The following is a 24521-nucleotide window of genomic DNA, read 5'->3' on the forward strand; positions in this document are numbered from 1 at the left end:
CCGATCGCCCTGTATGAAGAAGGGAGGGCTTGGGCCCTCCCTGTGCATGAGTGAAGGGGAGCTGAGCGCTTATTTCGTCTGCGGCTCGATCCCGATACCAACGGCCGTGGTCTGGACGGCCTTGATCTGGTCACCCTTGGCGATCAGGGCGAACTGCGCCGGATCATTCACCCTGAGGGTGAGGGTCTTGTCCACGCCCTTGACCTTGATGGTCTGCTGCTGCTTGTCGAGATCGATGACGTCGGCATAGATGGTGACCTGCATGCCAGCGCCGGCGGCCGGTTTCTGCCCCGCGGCGGCCTTGCCTCCCTCGGTCTCCACCACGCGTTTTCTCACCCCGGCGGTGCCCTTGAGCAGCTCCAGATCCAGCAGTTGCAGGTATCTGAGCGCGACCTCGTCACCCACCTTGACGTTCTTGAGATTGGTCACCTCGTCACCGGCGACCAGATCGAAGCTCTCACCCTCGGTATTCTTCAGGCTGACCTTGCGGGTCGCCATGTCGATGGCGGTCACCGTGGCCTTGGCCGTCACCTCTTCCGCCAGCTGTGCCTGGCCTGGGGTGATCGCCACGTTGGTGATGACCTCGGCGGCCTGTGTAGCGGATGCGAGTGCAAACAAACCAGCGATCCATGCGTGTTTCAGTTTCATGATTGAGACCCTATGGCTAGAAAACGGAACCCCGTGAGAGGCGCCCGATGGCGAAACGGCGGTGGCGCCATGACGATTGACGATGGGAGGGGTTATGGCCCTGCCCGGTGACCACCATAGCAGAGTCACAGCTGAGTACCTATGCCGGCAACAACCGCCACCCCATTTTGGTAACAAGCTCCCGTTTTTGACCTCGCGGGAGCGCGGGCGCACAATTCCCCTGCATGCATTCAACCGAGGGCTCTGCCGTGTACAACTTCCAATATGCCAACCCCACCCGCATCTGCTTCGGCGCGGGCCAGATCGCCAGCCTGTCCGAGCTGATACCGAGCGGCAGCCGCCTGCTGGTGCTCTATGGCGGTGGCAGCATCAAGCAGAACGGGGTCTATGAGCAGCTGACCGAGGCGCTGGCGGGGCGGGAGTGGCTGGAGTTTCCCGGCATAGGTGCCAACCCCAGATACGATCAGCTGATGGAGGCGGTGGCGCTGGTGAAACGCGAGCGCATCGATTTCCTGCTGGCGGTCGGGGGTGGCTCAGTGGTGGATGGCACCAAGTTCGTGGCCGCCGCCGCCTGCTTCGAGGGGGAGGATCCCTGGGACATACTGCAGCACAAGGCACCGATCAAGGCGGCGCTGCCGCTCGGCTGCGTGCTGACCCTGCCCGCCACCGGCTCGGAGAGCAACCCCGCCGCCGTGGTGAGCCGGGGGGAGGCCAAGCTCTCCTTCTACAATCCGCTGGTGTTGCCGCAGTTTGCGGTGCTGGATCCCACCACCACCTACAGCCTGCCGGTGCGCCAGGTCGGCAACGGGGTGGTGGATGCCTTCGTGCATATCATAGAGCAGTACCTCACCTTCCCGGTGGGGGGCGAGGTGCAGGATCGGCTGGCGGAGGGACTGTTGCAGGTGCTGGTGGATAACGGCCCCAAGGCGCTGAGCGATCCCACCGACTATCAGGTGCGGGCCAACCTGATGTGGGCCGCCAGCCTGGCGCTCAACGGCCTCATCGGCCGCGGCGTGCCCCAGGACTGGGCCACCCATGCCATCGGCCATCAGCTCACCGCCCTGCACGGGCTGGATCATGCCCAGAGCCTGGCGGTGGTGCTGCCCTCCCTGCTGCGCGCGCAGGCCGCCCAGAAGCAGGATAAGCTGGCCCAGTTTGCCGAGCGGGTCTGGCACTCCAGCCGGGAGGACAAGGCGCTGCGCATCGAGGAGGCGATCATCCGCACCGAGCAGTTCTTCCAGCAGATGGGGGTGGGCACCCGCCTCGCCGACTATGGCCTGGACGAGCGCTGCATCCCGGCCATCTGCTCCAACCTGAAGCGCTTCGGCCTGACTGCGCTCGGGGAGCAGCAGGACATAGATCCGGACAAGGTGGCGCGGATCCTCTCCCACGCCCGCTGAGCCCACGGTGGCCTGAGGAGGATCCGGGCCGGCTGGCCAGGATCCTCCCTCAGACCTGTGGATCCTCGGATCGAGCCCGAGCCCGAGCCAAAAAAACGCCCCGTTGATCGGGGCGTTTTGCATCCTGTGATGAGGGGGTGTGGGCCGGGGCTCAGGCGCCCTGATCCAGCTCGCGCTCCAGCGCCGCCGCCTTCTGTCGGGCCGGGTGGTCGTTGAGCCGCTGCCAGTAGGCCTGCAGGTGCGGGAACTGGGCCAGCTGCCCGCTCTGGGCCAGCAGATCCACCAGGAAGGAGTTCATGATGTCGGCGCCGGAGAGGCGATCCCCCACCAGATAGCGGCGAGTGCTCAAGACCGCATTTAGATAGCCCAGCACCTTGGCGCACTCCGCCTTGGCGTAGCCCGGCAGGAAGCGCATCGGGCTGCCGTCCTTGCGCACGAACATGTCGAGCAGCAGCGGCAATATGCCGGAGCTCTCGGCAAAGTGCAGCCACTGCAGGTACTCGGCGTACTCGGGGCTCTCCTGGGCCGGGGCCAGCTGCCCGGCGCCGTGGCGGGCGATCAGGTATTCGGTGATGGCACCGGATTCGGCCAGCACCCGCCCCTCCAGCTCGATGACCGGCGACTTGCCGAGGGGGTGGATGGCCCTGAGCTCGGGCGGCGCCAGGAAGGTGGTGGCATCGCGTTGGTAGGCCTTGATCTCGTAAGGCAGCCCCAGCTCCTCGAGCAGCCAGATGATGCGTTGGGAGCGGGACTTGTTCAGGTGGTGCAGGACAATCATGAGAACCTCGATTCGATGGCAGGAGGCAGTCATACGCGCCGGCGAGCCGGTCGGTTCACTCCGCCGTGCAAAAAGGCAAAAAAACGGAGGGCGGGCGCCAGGCTCGCCCTCCGGGCTCGGTCGACTCAGGCCGCCAGCGCCTGATCCAGGTCCGCCAGTATGTCCTCTATGGCCTCTATCCCCACCGACAGCCGGATCATCTCCGGTTTGACCCCCGCCTTGGCCTGCTCTTTCTCGTTCAGCTGGCGATGGGTGGTGGAGGCCGGGTGACAGGCCAGCGACTTGGCGTCGCCGATGTTGACCAGCCGCTTGAAGATCTTCAGCGCATCGTAGAAGCGGATGCCGGCCTCGTAGCCCTCCTTCAGGCCGAACGAGAGGATGGCCGAGGGGCGGCCGCCCATGTACTTCTCCGCCAGCGGATAGTGGGGATGGCCCGGCAGGCCGGCGTAGCTGACCCAGGCCACCTTGGGGTGATGCTTGAGGTGGTGGGCGACCCGCAGGGCGTTGTCCACGTGGCGCTCCATGCGCAGGCTCAGGGTCTCCAGCCCCTGCAGCAGCAGGAAGGCGTTCATGGGGGCCAGCGCCGCGCCTGTGTTGCGCAGCGGCACGGTGCGCACCCGGCCGATGAAGGCCGCCGGGCCGAAGGCCTCCGTGTAGACCACCCCATGATAGGAGGGCTCGGGCTGGGTGAGCTGGGGGAAGCGCGCGGCGTGATCCGCCCAGGGGAACTTGCCCGAGTCGACGATCACCCCGCCGAGGGAGTTGCCGTGGCCGCCCACGTACTTGGTGAGGCTGTGCACCACTATGTCGGCGCCGTGCTCGATGGGTTTGCACAGCACAGGGGTGGCGACCGTGTTGTCGACGATGAGCGGCACCCCGCGGGCGTGGGCCACCTTGGCGAAGGCGGCGAGATCGACGATGTTGCCCGCCGGGTTGCCGATGCTCTCGCAGTAGACCGCCTTGGTTCTGTCGTCGATGAGGGCGGCGATGGCCTCGGCGCTGTCATCCGCGGCGAAGCGCACCTCGACCCCGAAGCTCGGCAGCATGTGGGCGAACAGGGTATAGGTGCCGCCATAGAGCTGGGGGGTGGAGACTATGTTGTCACCGGCGGCGGTCAGCGCCTGGATGGCGTAGGTGATGGCGGCGGAACCCGCCGAGACCACCAGCCCGGCTATGCCTCCCTCCAGCGCGGCCATCCGTTGTTCCAGCACGTCGTTGGTGGGGTTCATGATGCGGGTGTAGATGTTGCCGGGCACCGCCAGGTTGAACAGATCCGCCCCGTGCTGGGCGCTGTCGAACTCGTAGGCCACGGTCTGGTAGATGGGCACGGCCACCGCCTTGGTGGTGGGATCGTGGGAAAAGCCGTGGTGCAGGGCCAGGGTCGCATCTTTCATCACACACTCCTTGTTGGATGTCGCTCGTCGCGGTCTCGGATGGATAGATGTCCAATCTAACAGGCCCTGATGCGATGTAAACCGCCAGATCCGGCAAAGCAATTGCGCTGGCGCTGCCGGCCTCTTGCTCGCCCGCGCCGGATTTCCCTCAGAGGCGGCGGCGATACTCCTTGTCGTCTATCTGGTTCATGTCCCACTGCATCAAGCGGTTGAGCTGGGTCATGGGATCCTCCACCAGCGGCAGCGGGCGGGGCAGGATCCGCCGGAAGTAGCGGCGCAGGCTTTGCTGGATCCGGATCGGGGTGGGGGCGGTTTGTTGGCTCATGATGGTGCTCCTGTGCGGTGGTTCTCGTGTTCGTCAGCAGTATCGAGCTAAAATGCGGAAGTAAAAACTGACGACTTCTCTATCAAGGATTTCCTCTTTTATGCCCACCAGTCGCCTCCATCAGCAATTTCAACGACTCGCCCAGCAGATCGGCAACGAGGAGCGGGAGATCAGTCTCGCCGAGGTCGCCGAGCTGCTGTGCTGCACCCCGCGCAACGCCCGTTTGCTGCTGCGGCGCATGCAGGATCAGGGCTGGCTCAGCTGGTCGGCCGAGGCGGGGCGGGGACGCCGCTCCCGGCTGCTGCTGCTCGACAGCCAGGAGAGCCTGATCCGACGCCGGCTGCGGGCGCTGCTGAGCCAGGGCCAGCTCGCCCAGGCGGTGCGGCTGGCGGAGGATCGGCTGGATCTGCTCACCCCGCTGCTGATCGAGCAGCTCGGCCAAGCCACCCGGGAGGGGCGCCAGATCCTGCGGGTGCCCTACTACCGTCCGCTGCCCATGCTGCTGCCCACGGATCCGCTGCGCCGCTCCGAAATCCACCTGAGTCGGCAGATCTTCAACGGCCTCACCCGACGAAATGAGGAAAATGGGGAAATCGAGGGGGATCTGGCCCACCACTGGGAACGGCTAAGCCCCTGCCACTGGCGCTTCTACCTGCGGCCGGCGGTGCGCTTCCACCACGGTCGCGAGCTGGGGGTGGAGGATGTGATGGAGAGCCTGCTGGCGTTGCGGGAGCGGCCGTTGTTCGCCCACCTGCTCCGGCTGGAGAGCCCCTGGCCGCGCACCCTGGATCTGCACCTGGACAGCCCGGATCCCTGGCTGCCCCACCTGCTGGCCGAGCCGGTGGCGGCCATACTGCCGCGGGAGCTCAAGGGGGAGCCGGGCTTCGCCCTGCAGCCGGTAGGTACCGGCCCATACCGGGTCACCGCCAACGATCCCCTGCAACTGTGCCTGGGCGCCTTCGACGACTACTTCGGCCTGCGCGCCCTGCTCGACGAGATCGACATCTGGATGCTGCCGGAGCTGGCGGAGCGGCTGGAGAGCCACCTGCAACTCGGCCACGACAGCCCCGAGCTCGGCACCATGCGCGGCGAGTCGGAGCTGGAGTCCGGCTGCTACTTCCTGCTGCAGGACGACAGATCCCGGCCCTTGCAGGATCCGGCCCTGCGCCAGTGGCTGACCAACCTGCTCAACCCCATCGCCCTGATGGCGCGGGTCGCCCCCGAGCTGCAACGGGGCTGGACCAGCGCCCTCGGCCTGCTGCCGCACTGGCGTGAGGCCCTGCCGGCCCCGCAGCCGAGCCCCGTGCTGTTGCCGGATCGGTTGGTGCTGGCCTGCTTCAACCAGCATCTGGAGTTCAACGAGTGCGCCGGCGCCATGGCCAGCTTGCTGGCAGAGCAGGGCATCCGGCTGGAGGTGCGCTCCCTGGATTACGACCGCTGGGTGAGCGGGGAGGATGAGGACGTGGATCTCTGGCTCGGCACCCTCAACCTGGAACACGAGCAGGCGTTCGCCCCCTATGCCTGGTTGCTGGGCACGCCGCTGCTGCAGCGGGTATGGGGTCGCCAGCCGGGGTTGTGGCAGGGATTGACGCAGTGGCGTGCCGGCGGCGCCGAGCCGGGGCCGCGCGCCCTGCTGGCACAAGTGCAGCGCCAGGGCTGGTTCGTGCCGCTGTTCCATCACTGGCTGGAGCTGGAGAGCCGGGTCGGGGTGCACGGGGTGCGCATGACGGCGCTCGGCTGGTTCGATTTTCGCAGTGCCTGGCTAAAACCCGTACAGGGGGGAGAGCAGGAGGAAACCGGAGCGGGCTCCCACCCGGATGCAGGGACGCTTGAGTCGTGAGGGCGACCGCGCTAGCCTGTGCGCGGTCCAACGACAAGGAGTCGATATCCATGCTGGAAATGCAGATCCAACCCCGTTTTCAAGAAACCGATGCCCTCGGCCACATCAACAATACGGTGCCGGCGGTCTGGTTCGAGTCGGCCAGGGATCCCCTGTTCCGTCTCTTCTCCCCCGAGCTGGATGTGCATGACTGGCATCTGATCATCGCGGGCTATGCGGTGCAGTTCAAACGGGAGCTGTTTTACGGTCAGCAGGTATCGATCAAGACCGGAGTGCGCCGCATCGGCACCAGCTCCTTCACGGCCTGGCAGGAGGCCTGGCAGGGCGGCGAGCTGGCCGTCACCGCCGAGACGACCCTGATCCATTTTGACTACCGGACCCGCCAATCCCGTCCCCTGAGTGAGACGCACCGGGAGGGGCTGCGGGCCTGGTTGGTAGAGAGTTAATCCTGGCCCGCGGGCCCATCACAGGACATTTATGCGCAATACCCTGATCGCTCTGACCCTGGGACTCTGTTCCCTACCTTCGCTGGCCGCCACCCTGGCCGAGCAGTTTACCCTGATGGAAAAGGGGGCACAGAGTGCCCTCGACACCCGCCTGTTCAGTCATGACGGGGTGGATATCAAGGCCTGGATCGACGGCGTCCCCGTCATCATCGCCGTGCCCATCATGAACGAGCAGGGCAAGCTGGAGGGCGAGAGCCGCTACTACTTCAAGGGGGGCAAGCTGTTCGGGGTGAAGGAGCCGGCCGCCCAGTTCGCCTTCGATGACCAGGGTTCCCTCACCCAGTGGCTGGACGACAAGGGCCAGCCGGCCGAGTTCGTCAGCAAGATGAGCATGCAGCAGCGCGAGGCCTGGCTCACCAAGCGGGCCGCCGAGCTGAGCCAGTTGTTTGCCGCCAGTCCGGCGGAGCAGCAGGCCGCCAAGGGGGCCGTCAAGCTGAAGGGCAAGGAGCTGAGCCAGTGGCTGTGCAACGGCAAGCTGATGACGCTGGCCAAGGGTGACAAGGTGATCGCCGAGCCGGAGAAGATCAAGTTGAGCGAGCGTGGCATGGAGGGGGAGGTCTCCCTGCGCCAGGACAAGGGCTGGCAGGATCTCTGCCTCAAGTGCGAGGTGCAGGGCACGCAGGTGACCCGCCTCACCTGGCAGCCCATGCCGGGGGCCAACAAGCCGCTATAACGGCATCGAGGATAGACGAGGGGGCCAGCAGGCCCCCTCGTCATTTATGGCTGCTCCCCGAGCCGCAGCCGGGTCAGCGCCTCGACTCGTCGCCACTGCTCAGGCTGAAACCAGCGCGCCAGGAGCGCCTGCTGCTGCTCGGCCCGCTCGAAGGGGGGCAGGGGCTCTAGCTCGGCCAGATAGCCCGTCAACTGCTGCTCGAATCCTTGCTGGTTCTGCGCCAGCTGGTGCAGGCGATCCACCGCCTCCGGCCCCAGCTGCTCCAGCAGCGCGGCGTCGCGCTCGGCGGGCGCCAGCCGATCCAGGCTCTGCAGCTCGCCGAGCAGGCGGCCGTTGGTCTCGGCCTCCCGAAACCACTGGGGCTGCTCCGCCAGCCAGAGCTCCAGCTCGGTGGCCAGTCCCTGTCTGTCTGCCTCGTTCGCCTCCGCCAGCGCCTTGCGGCGCAGGGTCCACTGCTCCATCAGCCGATCCTCGGCGAACAGCTGCTCCTGCTCGGCCGGGATGAAGCGCTGTTGGCGCAACTGCTCGCGTTGGTCGAACAGCAGCTGCAGGCTGGCGAGGCCAGGATCCGTCGGCACCCTCAGGCTGCCCTCCGCCGCCAGGAAGGCCCGATAGCGGGCCAGCAGCGGATCCTGCTCGTCCGCCTCGCCCTGCTCCAGGCGCTGGGCCAGCTGGTGGCGCAGCGCCCCCCGCTCGGGGGCCGCCTCGAGAGGCGGCTCTACACTCGGGCAGAGCGCCAGTATCCCCAGCAGCAGGGCCGGGCAGAGCAGTGCCAGCAACAGTCCCCCCCGCTTCATAGTCCCAGCCTCTGCAGGCGGTTGGCGTGCTGGCGATAGAGGGTGAGCGGATCTGTCTCAAACAGGTGGTGGATGCCGAACGACTGGTTCACCTCGTCCAGGTGGTTCATCCGGTAGCCGGTGCCTATCACCTTGCCGAGGTGGCTGCTGCAGACCCCGACCAGGCCGTCGTTGGGCTCGCCGAAGAAGGTGCCGGTCAGCGCCAGCGCCGGATCCACCGGATCCAGGATGTTGGTCATGTTGCCGCGCCCGCTCCAGGAGAAGTAATAGACACCGTTGGCGGCGCGCAGCGGCCCCTCGCCACAATGCTGGCTCGGCAGCCCCTCCGGGTAGCGCTGGTTGAAGCGTTCGGCACCGGCGCTGGTCAGGGCATCGAGGGCGGCGAGGGGATCCTGCGGCAGATCGCTGCCACCGGAGAGCAGGGAGATGACGCCGGACAGGGCCGAGGCGGCGGCCAGCGCCAGCTGCTCGGCTACCGAGCCCGGCTGAACCTTGGCACGCACCAGATCCGCTATCTCGGAGCCATGGTTGACGCCCCCCACGCTGGTGGCGGAAGCGACCAGCTCGGGAGCGACCGAGGCGACATAGCGGATGGTGGGGCCGCCGTGGGAGTGACCTATGAGGTTCACCTTGTCGGCCCCGGTGATGGCGAGCACCTGCTGCACCTGTTTGAGCAGCTGTTCGCCGCGCAGCTCCGAGCTCTGGGTGGCGGAGACCTGCGCCACGTAGACGCGGGCACCGTCCCGGGTCAGCGCCTGGGGGATCCCGTAGAAGTAATCGACCCCGAGCAACTTGTCGAAGCCAAACAGCCCGTGCACCAGCACTATGGGGTAACGGGTCTGGGTATAACCTGCCGCCTGGCCCAGCATGGGCAGGGCGCACAGCAGCACCAATAGCCATCTCTTCATCTTCATCATCCTTGTGAAAACGGGCTGCCCCTGGCAACCACCGGCCTCATGCCAGTCCTATGAGCATGGTAGCCACACTCGAATCTATCTGTGGAAGGGATCACTAAACCGGGTATTGCGGAAAAACCCTACCCATATGGGCAGAGGCGGGCACGCGAACCGGCGCTTGTGTTCGTCAGTCAAATAAGTTAAATAATAATTATTATCATTTGAGTGTTGAAGCCATGACGCTAAGTTGGGTGAAGGGATGGGTCGGTGCCACCGACGGGGACGACAGCATGGCGCACTGGAAGCAGCAGACGCTCTGCGGCAATCGCCATTTCGATGCCGGTGAGCATGCCAGGGCGCTCGACCATTACCAGCAGGCGCTGTGGCTGGCCCGTCAGCAGTTCGCCGGCTGGCACGACGCGGACGAAGCCGTGGCCGCCCTGGTGGTGGCGCACCACAACCTGGCGGATCTGCTGGTGGCCATGACGCTGCCGGACCGGGCCGCCGACCTGCTGTGCCACATCCACGACTGCCTGCTGGCCACCAGCCAGTCCCCCGCCTGTCCGGCGCCGCTGCGGGCCTCCGCCCTGCGTCACAGCCGCAACACCCATACCGAGCTGCTCGCCTTCGTGCGCCGGCACGGCAGCCACGACGGCATTCAACGCTGCCTCGGCCAATGCCTGTGTCAGGCCGAGCCAGCCTCCCGACTGCATTGATCCCAAGAAGAGAGAAACGAACATGAGCCATACCCTGCCTGCCCTCCCCTATGCCTACGATGCGCTTGAGCCTCATATCGATGCGCTGACCATGGAGATCCATCACAGCCGTCACCATCAGACCTACATCACCAACCTCAACCTCGCGCTGGAAGGGGCGCCCGCATTCGCGGCCCTGCCGGTGGACGAGCTGCTGCTGAGCTTCGACAGCCTGCCGGCCAAGGTGCAGGGGGCGGTGCGCAACCATGGTGGCGGCCACGCCAACCACAGCCTGTTCTGGCAGGTGATGAGCCCGCAGGGGGGCGGCGAGCCCGGTGGCGAGCTGGCCGAGGCGATAGTGCGGGATCTGGGGGGGCTGGATGCCTTCAAGCAGGCCTTCACCCAGGCGGCGCTGAGCCGCTTCGGCAGCGGCTGGGCCTGGCTGGTGGTGGACAAGGAGGGCAAGCTGCGGGTGGAGAGCAGCGCCAACCAGGACAGCCCCCTGATGCAGGGCCAGGTGCCCATCCTGGGGCTGGACGTGTGGGAACACGCCTACTACCTCAAGTACCAGAACAAGCGCCCCGACTACATCGCCGCCTTCTACAAGGTGGTCGACTGGCCTGAGGTGGCGCGTCGCTACCGGTTGGCGCTGGCCTGAGCCTTCTCCTTTTCTGCCCTCATAAAGCAAGAGACCCGCCTGATGGCGGGTCTCTTGTTTCTGTCTGCTCAGGGGGCTGTGCCGGTGGCCGTTGCCGCACTGGTTGCCGATGCCGCACTGGTTGCCGTTGCCGCGCTGGTCGCCGTCGCCGCGCTGGTTGCCGTTGCCGCGCTGGTTGCCGATGCCGCGCTGGTTGCCGATGCCGCACTGGTTGCCGATGCCGCACTGGTTGCCGATGCCGCACTGGTTGCCGTCGCCGCGCTGGTTGCCGATGCCGCACTGGTTGCAGTCGCCGCGCTGGTTGCCGTCGCCGCGCTGGCTGCCTTGTCGAGCGGCTTCTGCACCGGCGTCACCGGGGGGATCGGCAGGCAGGGCTGGCTGGCGCCTATGGTGCTCAGGGCTTGGCAGGGGATGGGGCCACCGATGACGATGGGCTCGCCGAGGAACTTGGGCCCCTTGTCCAGCACATAGAGATCGAGCAGCCCCATCAGCCGGGCGAATACCTCGCGTACCCGGGTCTTGATGCCCTGATAGGCGCTGGGATCCAGGGCGTTGAAGCCGACGGCCTCGATGCCGAAGTGGCGGGCGATGAAGATGGCGCGCTCGTTGTGGAAGGCCTGCGACACCACGGTGAAGTGGGCCTGACCGAACACCTCCTTGGCGCGCACTATGGAGTCCAGGGTGCGGAAGCCCGCGTAGTCGCTGTAGATGGCGCTGGCCGGGATGCCGGCCTGGATCAGGGCCCGCCGCATCTGGCGTGGCTCGTTGTACTGCACGGTGGCGTTGTCGCCGGAGACCAGGATGTAGTCCACCTTGCCGTTGTTGTAGAGCTCGGCGGCGGCCTTGATCCGGTATTTGAAGTAGTGGTTCGGGCTGCCCCCGATCAGGTACTTGGAGGTGCCGAGCACCAGGGCGACCCGGTTGTAGGGCACGGCATCGACGTCGTCATAGGTGTAGTGACGGGCGTCCGAGACTGTCCACTCGCTGTAGCCCAGCAGCGCAATGGCAGAGGCCAGCAGCAGGCAGAGGCCGGCGAGCAGGATCTTGGCAAACTTCTTCATGCGCGGTGCGGTTCGGGTCTGAAATAAGGGGGAACAGGGAGCCATTCTATTACAACTTGGCGTCCGGCGTCAGGCCTGATAGCCGCCGATGGCGTCACTCGGGCAGAGACTGTCGTGGCCGGGCGATCTTTGCACAGCCTGGACCCAAGAGAAGGGGCAGCCCTGGCTGCCCCTGTCTGTTCGCCCGTCCCTCAGTGGGAGGAGTCGTTGGCCTTGCAGTCATCAGAGTCCCGGTTGCTCTCCCACCAGGGCAGCAGGTCGTTGCTCAGCCAGCTCTGGTAGGCGCTAGACACTCTGTTGCAGGCTGGAGGCCAGCTTGCTGCGGGAGGGCTTCAGGCTGCCGCCGAGATCCGGCCAGGGCAGCCATAGATCCGGCACCATAAAGCCGGGCAGGGCGGCACGGATCCAGGCGGCCAGCTCGTCATGGGGCACCGGCTCGCCGTGCCAATCGATGAAGGCGGCGGGGCGCTGGCCCCACTCCTCACTGGGGATGGGCACCACCAGCGCCTGGGTCACGGCGCCGTGATCCACCAGCCGCTGCTCTATGGTCTCGGGCTGGATGTTCTCGCCGCCCGAGATAAACAGGTTGTCGATCCGCCCCTCCACCACCAGCTCCCCGGCCGGGGTGAAATGGCCCTTGTCGCGGGTGTGGAACCAGCCCTCCTCGTCCAGCGGTCGCTCCAGGACGCCGGCCTTGAAGTAACCGGCGAACAGGGTGGCGCCGCGCACGCAGATCTCCCCCTGGCGGATGCAGAGCTCCCGCCCCGGCAGCGGCCGCCCGACCACCCCGGGGGCGGCCGGCAGGCCGGTGCAGACCTGGCTGCCCATCTCCGACAGGCCATAACTCGACTTGGGGGTGAAGCCAAGCTCGCCGAGGCGGCTCACCAGCGGCTGCGGGATGGCGGCGCCGCCGAGCAGCAGCTCGCGCAAGCGGGTGCGAGCGGGGTCGAAGCCCTGCGCCAGCAGGCGCCAGAGCTGGGTCGGCACCAGCGAGAGGTGGGTGATGGGCTGGCATTCGAGGCGATCCTTGAGGGACCGGCTGCGATCATCCAGCACCAGGCTGGCCCCCGCCAGAAAGACCCGGAACAGGATGGCGTAGCCGCCGACGTGGAACAGCGGCAGGGAGAGCAGCCAGCCGCAGTCGCCATCGAGGGGGATCAGGGCGGCGGAGCCCCGGGCCGAGGCCAGGTGGTTGGCGAGGCGGTGTACCACGGCCTTGGGGGTGCCGCTGGAGCCTGAGGTGAGGATCATGTTGCACAGCCGCGCGGGATCCAGCGGCAAGGGGCCGGCATCGGCGCTCAGCTCTGCGCCGAAATCCAGCCGCAGTGGGCGCCAGGGCCCGGCCGGCATCTCGTCCGCCGACCAGAAGGCGGCCACCGCCAGCTGATGCGCCAGCTCGGCCTGCCGGGTCGGCGGGAAGGCGGGATTGAGCGGGCAGAAGACGATGCCGCTGCGCACGCAGGCCCAGGCCAGCAGGGCATCGGCCAGGGCGCCGCGCACCACGGCGGCCAGCCGGTCGCCGGCTGTTAACCCCGCCCGTTCCAGCTGTTGGCAGAGGCCGTTGAGCCGCTCGTCGAGCTGCCGATAGTTGAGGGGATGGTCGCCGTGGATGGCGATCCGCGCCGGCGCCTGGCTGGCCCAGTGGCGCACCGGGCAGGCTTCGGCTGGGGCGTCGGGCCCTGAGGCGGGCGGCATGGGGGCCCCCTCAATCACGGTGGAACAGGGGCTTGAGCAGCTTCAGATCGGGTTGACCCTGCTTGTCCAGCAGATCCCCCGCCAGCCAGCGGCGGGTATCCAGGCCAGGGGCCTGATCCGGGGCCCACTCACCGGCGAGGCGGGCGAGCTGACCGAGACCGACGCCGGACTCGAAGCAGGAGGAGACGATCACCTTGAGTTTCAGCTCACGGGCGCGGGCCACCAGCGCCTCGCTGTTGGCCAGGGCGCCGAGCAGCATGGGCTTGAGCACCAGCGCCTTGAGCTGGGGTATGGGCTGCCAGGGCTCGCCCCGGGTCAGCAGCTCGTCCAGCGCCACCGGCATGCCGGTGCGCGCCGCCACGAAGGCGATGTCGTCGAAGCTGGCGCACAGGTCTTCCAGATATTCGATCCGGTTCGGATCCAGGTGACCGCAGAAGGCCCAGGCCTCCTCGCGGGTCCAGCCCTGGTTGGCATCCAGCACCAGCTTCAGGTTGGGGCGCCGATCGAGCAGCAGGCGGATCAGCGCCAGCTCGTCCCGCATGGGGTAGCGGGCCACCTTCAGCTTGGCCTTGAGTGGCGTCTCGTGCAGCCAGATCTTCCAGTTCTTGAGCAGCTCCTGGGGGGAGCCCTGAATGAGCGGATAGGGGTCGGGCAGGGGCGTCGTCTGCGCCGGCCAGTGGCGGCGGGCGCAGTCGAAGCCAAATTGCACCGAGGGCAGCAGGGGGGCTATGGCTTGCCCCCTTGCCAGTTGTGTCAGGCAGCCGAGTGCCTCGGTCTGGGCCTCGGCCAGGGTCTCTTTGGAGAAACCGGGCAGGGGGGCTATCTCCCCCCAGCCGTCATCGATGCGCAGCAACAGGCCCTCTCGCGCCACCTCCACCTTGCCGTGAAAGGTCAGGGGCTGGGTAAAGGGCAGATGGTAGCGATAGAGGGCGAGTGTCATCAGGGGTTCCGCTTGTATTTGGAGAAGTCGGGACGGCGTTTCTCGTTGAACGCGTTACGCCCTTCCTGACCCTCTTCGGTCATGTAGAACAGCATGGTGGCATTGCCCGCCAGCTCCTGCAAGCCGGCCTGGCCGTCGCAGTCGGCGTTCAGCGCCGCCTTGAGGCAGCGCAGCGCCATCGGGCTGTTCTGCAGCATCTCGCGGCACCAGCGCACCGTCTCGCGCTCCAGCTCGGCCAGCGGCACTACGGTGTTGACCAGTCCCATGTCGAGGGCCTGCTGGGCGTCGTACATGCGGCACAGGAACCAGATCTCGCGGGCCTTCTTCTGGCCGACGATGCGGGCCATGTAGGAGGCACCCCAGCCGCCGTCGAAGGAACCGACCTTGGGGCCGGTCTGACCGAACTGGGCGTTGTCCGCGGCTATGGTCAGATCGCACATCATGTGCAGCACATGACCACCGCCGACCGCGTAACCGGCCACCATGGCGACCACGGGTTTCGGGCAGGTGCGGATGTCGCGCTGGAAGTCGAGCACGTTGAGGTGATGAGTGCCCTCGTCATCGCGATAGCCACCGTAGTCGCCGCGGATCTTCTGGTCACCGCCGGCGCAGAACGCCTTCTCGCCGAAGCCGGTGAGGATGATGGTGCCGATATGATCGTCGTAACGGGCATCGGCCAGCGCCTGCAGCATCTCCTTGACGGTGCGGGGACGGAAGGCGTTGCGCACCTGGGGACGGTTGATGGTGATCTTGGCAATGCCATCTTGGGACTTGTGATAGAGGATGTCCTCGTAACCGGCGGAGCAATCCTGCCACTCTACGGCGGCATAAAGTTCCGCTTCTGTCATTGCTTCAATCATGTGCACTCTCTTTCTTGTGGGTGATGAGCCCGCTGGCGCGGGCATCGGGCAAATTATATCTGCCGGCTCATGGGGTGGCTGCGAGCCACTCGCGCAGGCAGCGGGCAAACTGGTCGGGCTGGTCGGCGTGCAGATTATGGCCGCCATCCAGCGTCAAGTGATTGATATTGCAGCCCAGCTTCACCAGCTGGCAAGCCAGCCGATGGAATTTTTGATCCCGGCTGCCGGAAAGCCAGGTCACCGGCAACCGGGTGTCGGCCAGCCAGGGGGCGAGATCCGGCTGCCTGCCGAGCGACGTCGCCCGCAACATGGCGGCGACGGCCTGGCCATCGTTGCCGAGGCGGCGGGCGGCTTGACGGGCACGGGCGGAGGCGTCGAGATCGGCGAACACCCCCTGCCGATACCAGTCGGCCAGCACGGCGGTCAGGGGCTCGCGCTCGAAGCGGCCGGCCCAGCCATCGTCGTGTTTGATGCGGGCGGCCCGCTCGGCCGCGGGCAGGCCAGGGTGGCAGTTCTCCAGCAGCAGAGCCTGCAAACCGGCGGGGGATTGACTGGCGTGATAGAGCGCGAGCCGCCCGCCCAGCGAATAACCCGCCAGCCGATAGCGCGCTATGCCGCGCGCCTGCAGCTCGCCACAGAGCCACTGATGGGCCTGCTCGAAGCCGGTCACCCGCAGCGCGCTGTTGCTGCCGTGGCCCGGCAGATCCAGTGCATGGCAGGGGATCCCCGGCAGGGCCTCAATCACCGCTTGCCAGTCGCGGCCATCGCCGAGCAGGCCGTGCAACAGCACCAGCGGCACTGGTTCTCTGGCTTCAATGGTCACGGATGGCTGCTCCCAATGCCTTGAGATCCTCGGCCACCTCGGTGTCACTCAGCACCTTGATTTCAATCCGCACTGCTGCTGCCTCTGGTTTAGCTACCACGGATGGCTGCCCCCAGTGCCTTGAGATCCTCGGCCACCTCGGTGTCACTCAGCACCTTGATTTCAATCCGTACTGTTGCTGCCTCTGGTTTAGCTGCCACGGATGGCGGCTCCCAGTGCCTTGAGATCCTCGGCCACCTCGGCGCTCGGCACCTTGATTTCAATCAGGGTTACGCCCTTTTCCAAGGCCGTAGTGTAGGCCTGCTCGAACTCGGCCAGGGTGGTCGGCGCGTGGTAGGCGAGGCCGAACATGGCGGCGGCGTGCGCGAAACTCAGGCCGTGGGGTAGGCAGTAGTAGGTCTCCAGCAGCCGATCGCCGGTGGGCACCGGCAGCATGCGGAAGATGCTGCCGCCGTCGTTGTTGAGCAGGATCACCACCAGCGGCCGGCTCGACTTGCCGAGCAGGGCCAGGCTGTTGAGATCGTGCAGGGCGCTGAGATCGCCGAGCAGCAAGGTGGTGGGCTCGTCGCTACCCTGCTCGATCGATTGTGCGAAGCCATAGGCGCTGGCGATCAGGCCGTCGATGCCGGAGGCGCCGCGGTTGGTCATCACCCGGCTCGGGCCCTTGCCGGTCTCGCCGAGCATGTCCATCAGCCGGGCCGGCATGCTGTTGCCGACGAACAGCTGACCCTGAATGAGGCTGCCGAGGCGATGGCAGACCCCGAGCTCGGAGAAGCGATCACAGGCCGCCCGGATCTGCTGGGTCGCGCTCTGCTGGCGCTCCGCCAGACGGTGCCAGGGCTGCTGATCGTTGACTGGATGGGCGGCGGTGAAGGCGCTGGGCTCGCAGACCAGGCGGCGGCGCAGCCGATAATCCGGGTCGAGGCGCGCCGGTTGCGAGTCCACCAGCCAGTAATCCTGCCAGGGGTGCTGCTTGATGAACTGGCCGAGTCGCTTGGAGATGAGGCGGGCACCGAACTGCAGCAGCACCTCGGCGCGGGCCAGCTCGGCGGTGAAGTCGTGGTCGTTGAGGGCCAAATCCATGTGGATAAGGTTGCGGCTATCGAAGCGGATCTGGCTCTGCAGATCCGCCAGCAGCGGCCAGCCGAGTCGTTCGGCCAGCCCGGCCACCGCCAGCGCCTCGGCGGGATCCTGGATGCGGCCCGCGACGATGACGCCACGCTTGCCCTGCAACGCCGCCCAGTCGGGCTGGCGGGGGCAGGCTTGCTCGGCCTGCTGCCAGGGGCTCCAGGGCTTGTCTGAGTGCAGCCAGTCGCCGAGCGGCGCCAGGTAGTCGGCAAACTCCTGATACTCGTCACCGGGATAGAGCGGCTCGGGGTACATGCAGTTGAAGTGGACAGGTCCCGGGGTGCGCGCCTGCTGCGCCAGCGCCTGATCCACCGAGCTCAGCACGAAGGCGGCCGGGATGCTGGGGGTGGGGCTCGGCAGGTTGAGCTGATAGACGGGGTAGTGGCCGAAGATCCCCTGCTGCTGGATGGCCTGGTTGGCACCGTTGTCGATGAGCTCGGGTGGCCGGTCGGCCGAGAGGATGATGAGCGGCACCCCGGTCAGCTGCGCCTCGGCCACGGCGGGCCAGAGGTTCGCCACCGCGGTGCCCGAGGTCATGATCACCGCCACCGGCCGGTTGCTGCCCTTGGCCAGCCCCAGCGCCATGAAGCCCAGGCCCCGCTCGTCGAAGTGGAGGTGGCGGCGAAAGCCGGGGTGGGCGGCGGCGGCCATGGTGAGCGGCGCCGAGCGGGAGCCGGAGGCCAGCGCCAGATCCCGTACGCCGAGGCGATAGAGCTCCTCCAGCAGGAGGGAAGACCAGACGTGGTTGAAGGTGGCATGTCTACTGGTAAACACGGGGCTCGCAAACATGGGAAGGCTCGCTAGGGGTCGATGAGAAGACGCTATCCCAGCAGGGAGAGCACGTTGGCGATCTTGTTGTCGAGCTCGGCCCACTCGGCGGCAGGTTCCGAGCCCGCCACTATGCCCGCCCCGGCGAACAGGGTGATGGTCTGCTCCCTGACCAGGGCGCTGCGGATGGCGACGGAAAACTCCGAGGTCTCCCGGCTCAGCATGCCGCAGGCCCCCGCATACCAGCCACGATCATAGGGCTCGAACGCGCGGATGAAGGCCTGCGCCGACTCGCGCGGGGCGCCGCCCACGGCGGGGGTCGGGTGCAGGGCATCCAGCAGCTGCCAGTCGCCCACGCCGGGGTTGAGATCGGCCTCGATGTCGCACTTGAGGTGTTGCAGCAGCCGCAGCTTGAGGATCCGTGGCTCGGTCAGGCTGGCGCGACTGGTGAGCGGTGCCAGCCGGTTGAGGATGTCGGCGTGGACCAGCCGGTTCTCCAGCCGGTTCTTGCTGTCGCTCAGCAGCTCGGCCGCCAGTGCGGCATCGGTCGCCTCGTCACCGGAGCGGCGGATGGTGCCCGCCAGCGCCTCGGTGAACAGGTGGCGCCCCTCCCGCCGGTAGAGTCGCTCGGGGGAGCAGGAGATGAAACTCTGCTCGGGGGAAAACTGGAAACCGAAGTGGAAGCACTCCTGGGCGTGCTGCGCCCATTGCGCCAGCAGGGACCAGGGAGAGAGGGCGGTCCGGTCATCAGACTCATCCCGCGGCGTGAGGCGGCTCTCCCGTGACAGCACCACCTTGGGGGTGTGGGCCTGGGCCGCCGGGGCTGTGACTTGTTCTACCAGCGCTTGCCAGAGGGCGGGGGAGGGGCAATCTTCCCGCTGCCAGGCCTGCCTGTGCAACGGCGGCAGGGGGGCCTCCGGCTGCAGGGCATCGAGGGCGGCCTCGGCGGCCCGCAGCTCGGCGTCGAACTCGCTCGCCCACTCCGGGGCCGGCAACCAGAGGTTCAGGCAGAGGCTGATACACTCGCCGCGGCGCACCAGCTCGATGCGCGGCAGCACGAAGCGGCAGGGGCCAAAGCCCGGCCAGCCGGGCTGGGTCGGGTCGAACGCCAGGCCGCCGTAATAGCGCGGGCTGTCTTCGCTGTCGGTGCCGGTGTTGTCACAGACCCGCCGAATGTCCTCCGGCCGGCTCAGCTCATGGATGCGGCCGAGGGCGACATACTCCGGGCTCTTGGGGCCACGGGCCTGCCAGTAGATGCGGGGATAGAGGGTCTGCGCCGTCAGCCAGCCGAGGAAGGATTGTACTTCGACCGCCACGCGCAGCCGGACGAAGCCGCTGACATGACTGTGACGCAGGGCGTCCAGTTGTTGCTTGATATGGGTCTGAGCCAACATGGATGTCTTGTCTGAGCCGGATAATCGCAATCGCTCTGGGGGGAGGATGGCGCAGGTTGATGCCAAAGGGCGATGATTTCCTATATATTATCCGCCCATTCTTCCATGTAAATTGCCCGAGGGAGCAGCGCCCCCACGGAGCCAAGTATACCGAAATCCGGTTCGATAACCCTTAACACGATCAATATCTGATTGTTTGGCCATCACAATATGACAAATACCTTCTCTGTTTGGTTGCTGGCGGCGCGTTTGCGAACGTTACCGCTCGCGTGCTCCTCCATCTTGCTGGGCTCCGGCCTGGCGGCCAGCCGGGGTGCCTTCGATGGCGCCATCATGGGCCTCTCCCTGCTGACCGCCATCCTGTTGCAGATCCTCTCGAACCTGGCCAACGACTATGGCGATGCGGTGTCGGGTGCCGACAACGGTGAACGGATAGGCCCTCAGCGGGCCGTGGTATCGGGTCTCATCACCCGGCGACAGATGTGTGTGGCCATGGGGCTGACCGCGCTGGCGGCTGTGGTGAGCGGGCTCGCCCTGCTGGTCTGTGCCTTCGGTGAGGAGTGGGTGCAGATCCTCGCCTTCGTGGGGTTGGGTGGGGCGGCCATCGTCGCGGCCATCACCTACACGGTGGGCAAGACTCCTTACGGCTATCGGGGTTTCGGCGATATCTCGGTGTTCCTGTTCTTCGGTCTGCTGGGGGTGCTCGGCTCCTACTACCTGTTCACCCATACCCTGCAGTGGGATCTGCTGCTGCCCGCCACCGCCTGCGGCCTGCTGGCCACCGCCGTGCTCAACATCAACAACGTGCGGGACATCGAGACCGACGCCGCCAGCGGCAAGGTCACCCTGGCGGTGCGGCTCGGCCGCAATCGCGCCATCGCCTATCACTGGCTGTTGCTGGGGGCGGCCCTGTTGACCACCATCGCCTTCCTGCTGACTCAGCAGACCAGCCTCTGGGCCTGGATCTTCCTGCCCGCCATGAAGCCGCTCACCGATGCCGCCCGCACCCTGCGCGAGAGCTTCGACGGCGAGGTGCTGACAGGGGCCCTCAAGAAGACCGCCATCAGCGCCTTCCTGTTCAGCCTGCTGCTCTCCATCGGGCTGGCACTCTCCTGAATAGGGATTGGCGCTCTCCTGCAGAGCTCCACGCCAGAGAGGGCCCTTCGGGGCCCTTTTTATTGGCCTGTCCTGCGGATTTTTTCAATCAATTCAGACTCGTTCCGTGGATGAGCGGGCAGATGGCCGTGATCCGGCCGGCAATATTGATAAATTCTCGCGACCGGGTGCCGAGTTGTGACGAGCCCCGATTGTTGCACCGGGGTGATTGCTATAGAGATGTAACCGTACAGGGTTGTATATGTAAAAACCAATGACGGGAACACACTTATGGACAAGTTAGGGAAACACCTGGGATGGGTGCTGATGGCGCTGGTTGGCGCCAGTTCACTCGGTTATATCGCCCTCAACCGGGGCGAGCAGATCAACGCACTCTGGATAGTGGTCGCTGCGGTGTGCGTCTATCTGATCGCCTATCGCTACTACGGCCTCTTCATCGCCAAACGGGTGCTGGGGGTCGATGGCAGTCGCATGACCCCGGCGGTGCGCCACAACGACGGTCTGGACTATGTGCCGACCGACAAGAAGGTGTTGTTCGGCCACCACTTCGCCGCCATCGCCGGCGCCGGCCCCCTGGTCGGCCCCGTGCTGGCGGCCCAGATGGGCTACCTGCCCGGCATGCTGTGGCTGCTGGCCGGGGTGGTGCTGGCGGGGGCGGTGCAGGACTTCATGGTGCTGTTCGTCTCCACCCGCCGGGACGGTCGCTCCCTCGGCGAGCTGATCAAGTCGGAGATGGGTCCGGTCGCCGGGGTCATCGCCCTGGTCGCCACCTTCATGATCATGGTGATCATCCTGGCGGTGCTGGCGATGATAGTGGTCAAGGCGCTCACCCACAGCCCCTGGGGCACCTATACGGTCGCTTTCACCATACCGCTGGCGCTCTTCATGGGGATCTACACCCGCTATCTGCGCCCTGGCCGCATCGGTGAGGTGTCGCTCATCGGGCTGGTGTGCCTGATCTTCGCCATCGTCTCCGGTGGCTGGGTGGCCGAGAGCGCGACCTGGGCACCCTATTTCGATTTCGACGGCGTGCAACTGACCTGGATGCTGGTGGGCTACGGCTTCGTCGCCTCGGTGTTGCCGGTCTGGCTGCTGCTGGCGCCCCGTGACTACCTCTCCACCTTCCTCAAGATCGGCACCATCATCGGCCTGGCCATCGGCATCCTGATCATGCGGCCGACCCTGCAGATGCCGGCCCTGACCCAGTTCATCGACGGCACAGGCCCGGTGTGGGCGGGGAGCATGTTCCCCTTCCTGTTCATCACCATCGCCTGTGGCGCCGTGTCCGGCTTCCACGCGCTGATCGCCTCCGGCACCACCCCCAAGATGCTGGCCAACGAGAACCAGGCCTGCTTCATCGGCTACGGTGGCATGTTGATGGAGTCCTTCGTCGCCATCATGGCGCTGGTCTCCGCCTGCGTCATCGATCCGGGCGTCTACTTCGCCATGAACAGCCCACTGGCGGTGCTGGCCCCGGCGGGTACCGCCGATGTGGTCACCTCCGCCGCCGCCGTGGTGAGCAGCTGGGGCTTCCAGATCACCCCGGACACCCTGACCCGCATCGCCAGCGAAGTGGGTGAGCAGAGCATCATCTCCCGTGCCGGTGGCGCCCCGACCCTGGCGGTCGGCATGGCCTACATACTGCACGGTGCCCTCGGCGGCCTGATGAACGTCGCCTTCTGGTATCACTTCGCCATCCTGTTCGAGGCGCTGTTCATCCTCACCGCGGTGGATGCCGGCACCCGGGCGGCCCGCTTCATGCTGCAGGATCTGATGGGGGTGATCTCGCCGTCCCTGAAGCGGACCGACTCCCTGCCGGCCAACCTGCTCGCCACCGCCCTGTGCGTGCTGGCCTGGGGTTACTTCCTGCACCAGGGGGTAGTGGATCCCCTCGGTGGCATCAACACCCTGTGGCCGCTGTTCGGCATCGCCAACCAGATGCTGGCGGGCATGGCGCTGATGCTCTGTGCCGTGGTGCTGTTCAAGATGAAGCGCCAGGCCTATGCCTGGGTCGCCCTGCTGCCGACCAGTTGGCTGCTGATCTGCACCCTGGCCGCCGGCTGGGAGAAGACCTTCAGCGACAATCCAAAACTGGGCTTCCTGGCCATTGCCAACAAGTTCCAGGCGATGATCGACAGCGGCACCATCCCGGCCCAGTACACCGAGTCACAGCTGGCCCAGCTGGTGTTCAACAACCGCCTCGATGCGGGGCTGACCATCTTCTTTATGGGGGTGGTGGTGGTGCTCGCCGGCTTCTCCCTCAAGACGGCGCTGCAGTCGCTGCAGAGCGATCAGCCGACCGCCAGGGAGACCCCCTATCAGCCGATGCCGAAGCATCAGGGTGCAGCCCGGCCCCAGCCGGATGACGATGCCGATCTGGCCCCGGCCAGCCCCAATAACTAAGACCTGAGTCCGGCGCCTGCGGGCGCCGGACCCTCATCTACGCATCAAGGAGGTAGCATGTTCGATACCCTGGCCAAGGCGGGCAAGTATCTGGGACAGACCGCCAGGCTGATGGTCGGCGTGCCCGACTACGACAACTATGTGCAGCACATGCGGCTGACTCACCCGGAGCAGACGCCCATGAGCCATGAGGAGTTCTTTCGCGAACGCCAGGATGCCCGCTACGGCGGCAAGAATGGCGGGCGCTGCTGCTAGGAGCCGTTGAGGTTGCGGCGCGGTCGCGCTGAAAGCTCAACGGCCCCTCATACATTCATCACCGGAGCCCATCATGACGCAAGCGGTAGTGGTCACCCTTTCTTGAATGGTTTTCTCGGCTCTGGCTAGATATATCCCCTCACCACAGGACTTTCATCATGACCCAGGCTGTAGCGGTCACCCTGCTGACCGGTTTTCTCGGCGCCGGCAAGACCACCTTGCTCAACCATTTCCTGCGCCACCATGCCGACGCCTCCGTGGCCATCCTCGAGAACGAGTTTGGCGCCGCCAACATAGACGGCGCCCTGTTGCAGCGGGGGGAGTCGGTGCAGGTGATCGAGCTCAGCAACGGCTGCGTCTGCTGCAGCGTGCGCGGCGAATTCCGGGCGGCGCTGACCGGCCTGCTGGCCCGGCGGGCGGCGGGGGAGTTGCGGTTCGAGCGGCTGATCGTCGAGACCACGGGGCTCGCCGATCCGGCCCCCATCATCCAGACCTTCTTCGTGGAAGAGGCATTGAGGGATGCGCTGCGCCTGGATGCGGTCATCACCCTCGCCGATTGTGAGCACATCGCCCGCCAGCTGGACGAACATCCGGTGGCGGCGGCCCAGCTCGGCTTTGCCGATCGCATCCTGCTCACCAAGACCGACCGGGTGGACGGGGCGACGCGGGAGGCTGCCATCGCGCGAGTCCACGGGATCAACCCCAAGGCGCAGATCATCGACATAGTGCAGGGGGAGTGCCCGGCCGAGCTCTGGCTGGATCTCGATGTCTTCGCCCTCAGCGACGAGCTGAGCCTCAGCCCCGGCCTCAACATAGTGCGTGCCGGTCGGCAGGGTTTCGAGGCGTTTCGCCCGCTCTCGGCCCAGCCCCGCTCCTGGCACGACGCCATTTCGGCCCAGCTGTTCGAGGCGGGGGAGCTGGATTTGAAGAAAATAGGCGCCTTTATGGAGCAGTGCGTCGAGCAACATGGCAACGACATGTTGCGCTACAAGGGGGTGCTGGCCATAACCGGTGAGCCGCGCCGGCTGATAGTACAAGGGGTACACAGGGTGGTGGGCTTCGATTACGGCTCCCCCTGGGGAGAGGAGCCACCTCGGTCGCGGCTGGTGATCATTGGTCGCTACCTGCCCGTCGAGGCGCTGCGGGAGGGCTTTGCCCGGACGCAGGCCGGAGGAAAAGCGACAGATGCGTGAATCTCTGAGAGAGCAGATCATCCAGGTCTGCCACCAGAAAATCGCGCAGAAGGGAGAGGCGGTCGGCGTCTCCTTCTATGCATTTTTTGCCAACAAGAACGATGATCCCGCCTTGCTGATGGAGGCCGCCAGCTGGTGGATCCAGACCCACAGGCTCGATCACTTCGAGAAGGCCCGGAAGATCATCGCGCTGGTGGAGGGGATGAAATAGGGACGGGGATGAGACAACAAGGGCTCCTGATGAGGAGCCCTTGATTGTTTGTGGCCATAGCCCG

Annotated in this window: 24 protein-coding genes; 11 read left to right on the forward strand and 13 right to left on the reverse strand. The window is 66.2% G+C overall.

The genetic code is table 11. The features are described from left to right. Positions 1-69 precede the first annotated feature (69 nt). On the reverse strand, positions 70-618 hold the full coding sequence (locus KW821_RS07950) for a hypothetical protein (RefSeq protein ID WP_232018893.1): 549 nt from the start codon (positions 616-618) through the stop codon (positions 70-72). Positions 619-872: 254 nt separating this feature from the next. Here KW821_RS07950 and KW821_RS07955 point away from each other — a divergent pair, with 254 nt between their 5' ends. Next, positions 873-2048 carry an iron-containing alcohol dehydrogenase gene (locus tag KW821_RS07955; RefSeq protein ID WP_218291055.1) on the forward strand — a complete coding sequence of 392 codons (1176 nt, stop codon included), beginning with the start codon at positions 873-875 and terminating at the stop codon, positions 2046-2048. Positions 2049-2199: 151 nt separating this feature from the next. Here KW821_RS07955 and KW821_RS07960 read toward each other — a convergent pair whose 3' ends face one another. The 3 genes from KW821_RS07960 to KW821_RS07970 all read right to left on the reverse strand — a co-directional run bounded on the left by KW821_RS07960 (position 2200) and on the right by KW821_RS07970 (position 4545). Then, positions 2200-2826: a glutathione S-transferase family protein gene (locus KW821_RS07960; RefSeq protein WP_218291056.1), complete on the reverse strand. Its 627-nt coding sequence runs from the start codon at positions 2824-2826 to the stop codon at positions 2200-2202. A gap of 125 nt (positions 2827-2951) precedes the next feature. Continuing rightward, positions 2952-4220 carry an O-acetylhomoserine aminocarboxypropyltransferase/cysteine synthase family protein gene (locus KW821_RS07965; RefSeq protein WP_218291057.1) on the reverse strand — a complete coding sequence of 423 codons (1269 nt, stop codon included), beginning with the start codon at positions 4218-4220 and terminating at the stop codon, positions 2952-2954. A 148-nt stretch (positions 4221-4368) separates the two neighbouring features. Then, positions 4369-4545, reverse strand: coding sequence for a hypothetical protein (locus KW821_RS07970; protein WP_218291058.1), 177 nt, complete (start codon positions 4543-4545; stop codon positions 4369-4371). 100 nt (positions 4546-4645) lie between these two features. On the opposite strand from KW821_RS07970, the gene sgrR reads away from it, so the two are divergent. The 3 genes from sgrR to KW821_RS07985 are packed head-to-tail and all read left to right on the forward strand — an operon-like array spanning position 4646 to position 7564. Further along, entirely contained in the window at positions 4646-6385 is a 1740-nt protein-coding gene (sgrR, locus tag KW821_RS07975) for an HTH-type transcriptional regulator SgrR (protein WP_218291059.1), read from the forward strand. 50 nt (positions 6386-6435) lie between these two features. Beyond that, positions 6436-6831, forward strand: coding sequence for a thioesterase family protein (locus KW821_RS07980; RefSeq protein WP_042651963.1), 396 nt, complete (start codon positions 6436-6438; stop codon positions 6829-6831). 31 nt (positions 6832-6862) lie between these two features. Then, complete coding sequence (locus KW821_RS07985; RefSeq protein WP_218291060.1) at positions 6863-7564, forward strand: hypothetical protein; 702 nt, start codon at positions 6863-6865, stop codon at positions 7562-7564. A gap of 44 nt (positions 7565-7608) precedes the next feature. On the opposite strand, the gene KW821_RS07990 is transcribed toward KW821_RS07985, so the two are convergent. Further along, positions 7609-8361, reverse strand: a complete 753-nt coding sequence (locus tag KW821_RS07990) for a lipase secretion chaperone (protein WP_218291061.1) — start codon at positions 8359-8361, stop codon at positions 7609-7611. Continuing rightward, entirely contained in the window at positions 8358-9269 is a 912-nt protein-coding gene (locus KW821_RS07995; protein ID WP_218291062.1) for a triacylglycerol lipase, read from the reverse strand. The genes KW821_RS07990 and KW821_RS07995 overlap by 4 nt, the downstream gene beginning before the upstream one ends. Before the next feature lie 278 nt (positions 9270-9547). On the opposite strand from KW821_RS07995, the gene KW821_RS08000 reads away from it, so the two are divergent. After that, a complete protein-coding gene (locus KW821_RS08000) occupies positions 9548-9973 on the forward strand; it encodes a DUF2753 domain-containing protein (protein ID WP_218291228.1) in 426 nt (141 codons plus the stop codon). A gap of 22 nt (positions 9974-9995) precedes the next feature. Next, entirely contained in the window at positions 9996-10610 is a 615-nt protein-coding gene (locus KW821_RS08005; RefSeq protein ID WP_218291063.1) for a superoxide dismutase, read from the forward strand. Positions 10611-10678: 68 nt separating this feature from the next. Here KW821_RS08005 and KW821_RS08010 read toward each other — a convergent pair whose 3' ends face one another. The 7 genes from KW821_RS08010 to KW821_RS08040 all read right to left on the reverse strand — a co-directional run bounded on the left by KW821_RS08010 (position 10679) and on the right by KW821_RS08040 (position 19279). Continuing rightward, complete coding sequence (locus tag KW821_RS08010; RefSeq protein WP_218291064.1) at positions 10679-11716, reverse strand: ElyC/SanA/YdcF family protein; 1038 nt, start codon at positions 11714-11716, stop codon at positions 10679-10681. A 240-nt stretch (positions 11717-11956) separates the two neighbouring features. After that, positions 11957-13366 carry an AMP-binding protein gene (locus tag KW821_RS08015; protein ID WP_218291065.1) on the reverse strand — a complete coding sequence of 470 codons (1410 nt, stop codon included), beginning with the start codon at positions 13364-13366 and terminating at the stop codon, positions 11957-11959. Between the two features lie 10 nt (positions 13367-13376). Continuing rightward, a complete protein-coding gene (gene menC / locus KW821_RS08020) occupies positions 13377-14306 on the reverse strand; it encodes an o-succinylbenzoate synthase (protein WP_218291066.1) in 930 nt (309 codons plus the stop codon). After that, positions 14306-15166 (reverse strand): 1,4-dihydroxy-2-naphthoyl-CoA synthase, encoded by an 861-nt coding sequence (gene menB, locus KW821_RS08025; RefSeq protein WP_218291067.1) that lies wholly within the window; start codon positions 15164-15166, stop codon positions 14306-14308. The genes menC and menB overlap by 1 nt, the downstream gene beginning before the upstream one ends. 67 nt (positions 15167-15233) lie before the next feature. Then, positions 15234-15983, reverse strand: a complete 750-nt coding sequence (menH, locus tag KW821_RS08030) for a 2-succinyl-6-hydroxy-2,4-cyclohexadiene-1-carboxylate synthase (protein ID WP_370302226.1) — start codon at positions 15981-15983, stop codon at positions 15234-15236. 195 nt (positions 15984-16178) lie between these two features. After that, entirely contained in the window at positions 16179-17891 is a 1713-nt protein-coding gene (gene menD, locus KW821_RS08035; protein ID WP_218291229.1) for a 2-succinyl-5-enolpyruvyl-6-hydroxy-3-cyclohexene-1-carboxylic-acid synthase, read from the reverse strand. A gap of 47 nt (positions 17892-17938) precedes the next feature. Continuing rightward, positions 17939-19279, reverse strand: a complete 1341-nt coding sequence (locus KW821_RS08040; protein ID WP_218291069.1) for an isochorismate synthase MenF — start codon at positions 19277-19279, stop codon at positions 17939-17941. A gap of 210 nt (positions 19280-19489) precedes the next feature. Between KW821_RS08040 and KW821_RS08045 the strand changes: the two genes are divergently transcribed. The 5 genes from KW821_RS08045 (at position 19490) to KW821_RS08065 (ending at position 24457) form a co-directional block, all read left to right on the forward strand. Then, on the forward strand, positions 19490-20395 hold the full coding sequence (locus KW821_RS08045) for a 1,4-dihydroxy-2-naphthoate polyprenyltransferase (protein WP_042651975.1): 906 nt from the start codon (positions 19490-19492) through the stop codon (positions 20393-20395). 270 nt (positions 20396-20665) lie between these two features. Beyond that, positions 20666-22798: a pyruvate/proton symporter CstA gene (gene cstA / locus KW821_RS08050; protein ID WP_218291070.1), complete on the forward strand. Its 2133-nt coding sequence runs from the start codon at positions 20666-20668 to the stop codon at positions 22796-22798. Between the two features lie 57 nt (positions 22799-22855). Next, positions 22856-23053, forward strand: a complete 198-nt coding sequence (locus KW821_RS08055) for a YbdD/YjiX family protein (protein ID WP_042651977.1) — start codon at positions 22856-22858, stop codon at positions 23051-23053. A gap of 158 nt (positions 23054-23211) precedes the next feature. Further along, positions 23212-24246 carry a GTP-binding protein gene (locus tag KW821_RS08060; RefSeq protein ID WP_218291071.1) on the forward strand — a complete coding sequence of 345 codons (1035 nt, stop codon included), beginning with the start codon at positions 23212-23214 and terminating at the stop codon, positions 24244-24246. After that, the gene (locus KW821_RS08065) at positions 24239-24457 is read left to right on the forward strand and encodes a DUF6500 family protein (protein WP_218291072.1); all 219 of its coding nucleotides are present in this window, start codon (positions 24239-24241) and stop codon (positions 24455-24457) included. The genes KW821_RS08060 and KW821_RS08065 overlap by 8 nt, the downstream gene beginning before the upstream one ends. Positions 24458-24521 lie beyond the last annotated feature (64 nt).

The organism is Aeromonas sp. sif2416, assembly GCF_019218665.1.
In the GTDB taxonomy this organism is placed as follows: domain Bacteria; phylum Pseudomonadota; class Gammaproteobacteria; order Enterobacterales; family Aeromonadaceae; genus Aeromonas; species Aeromonas encheleia.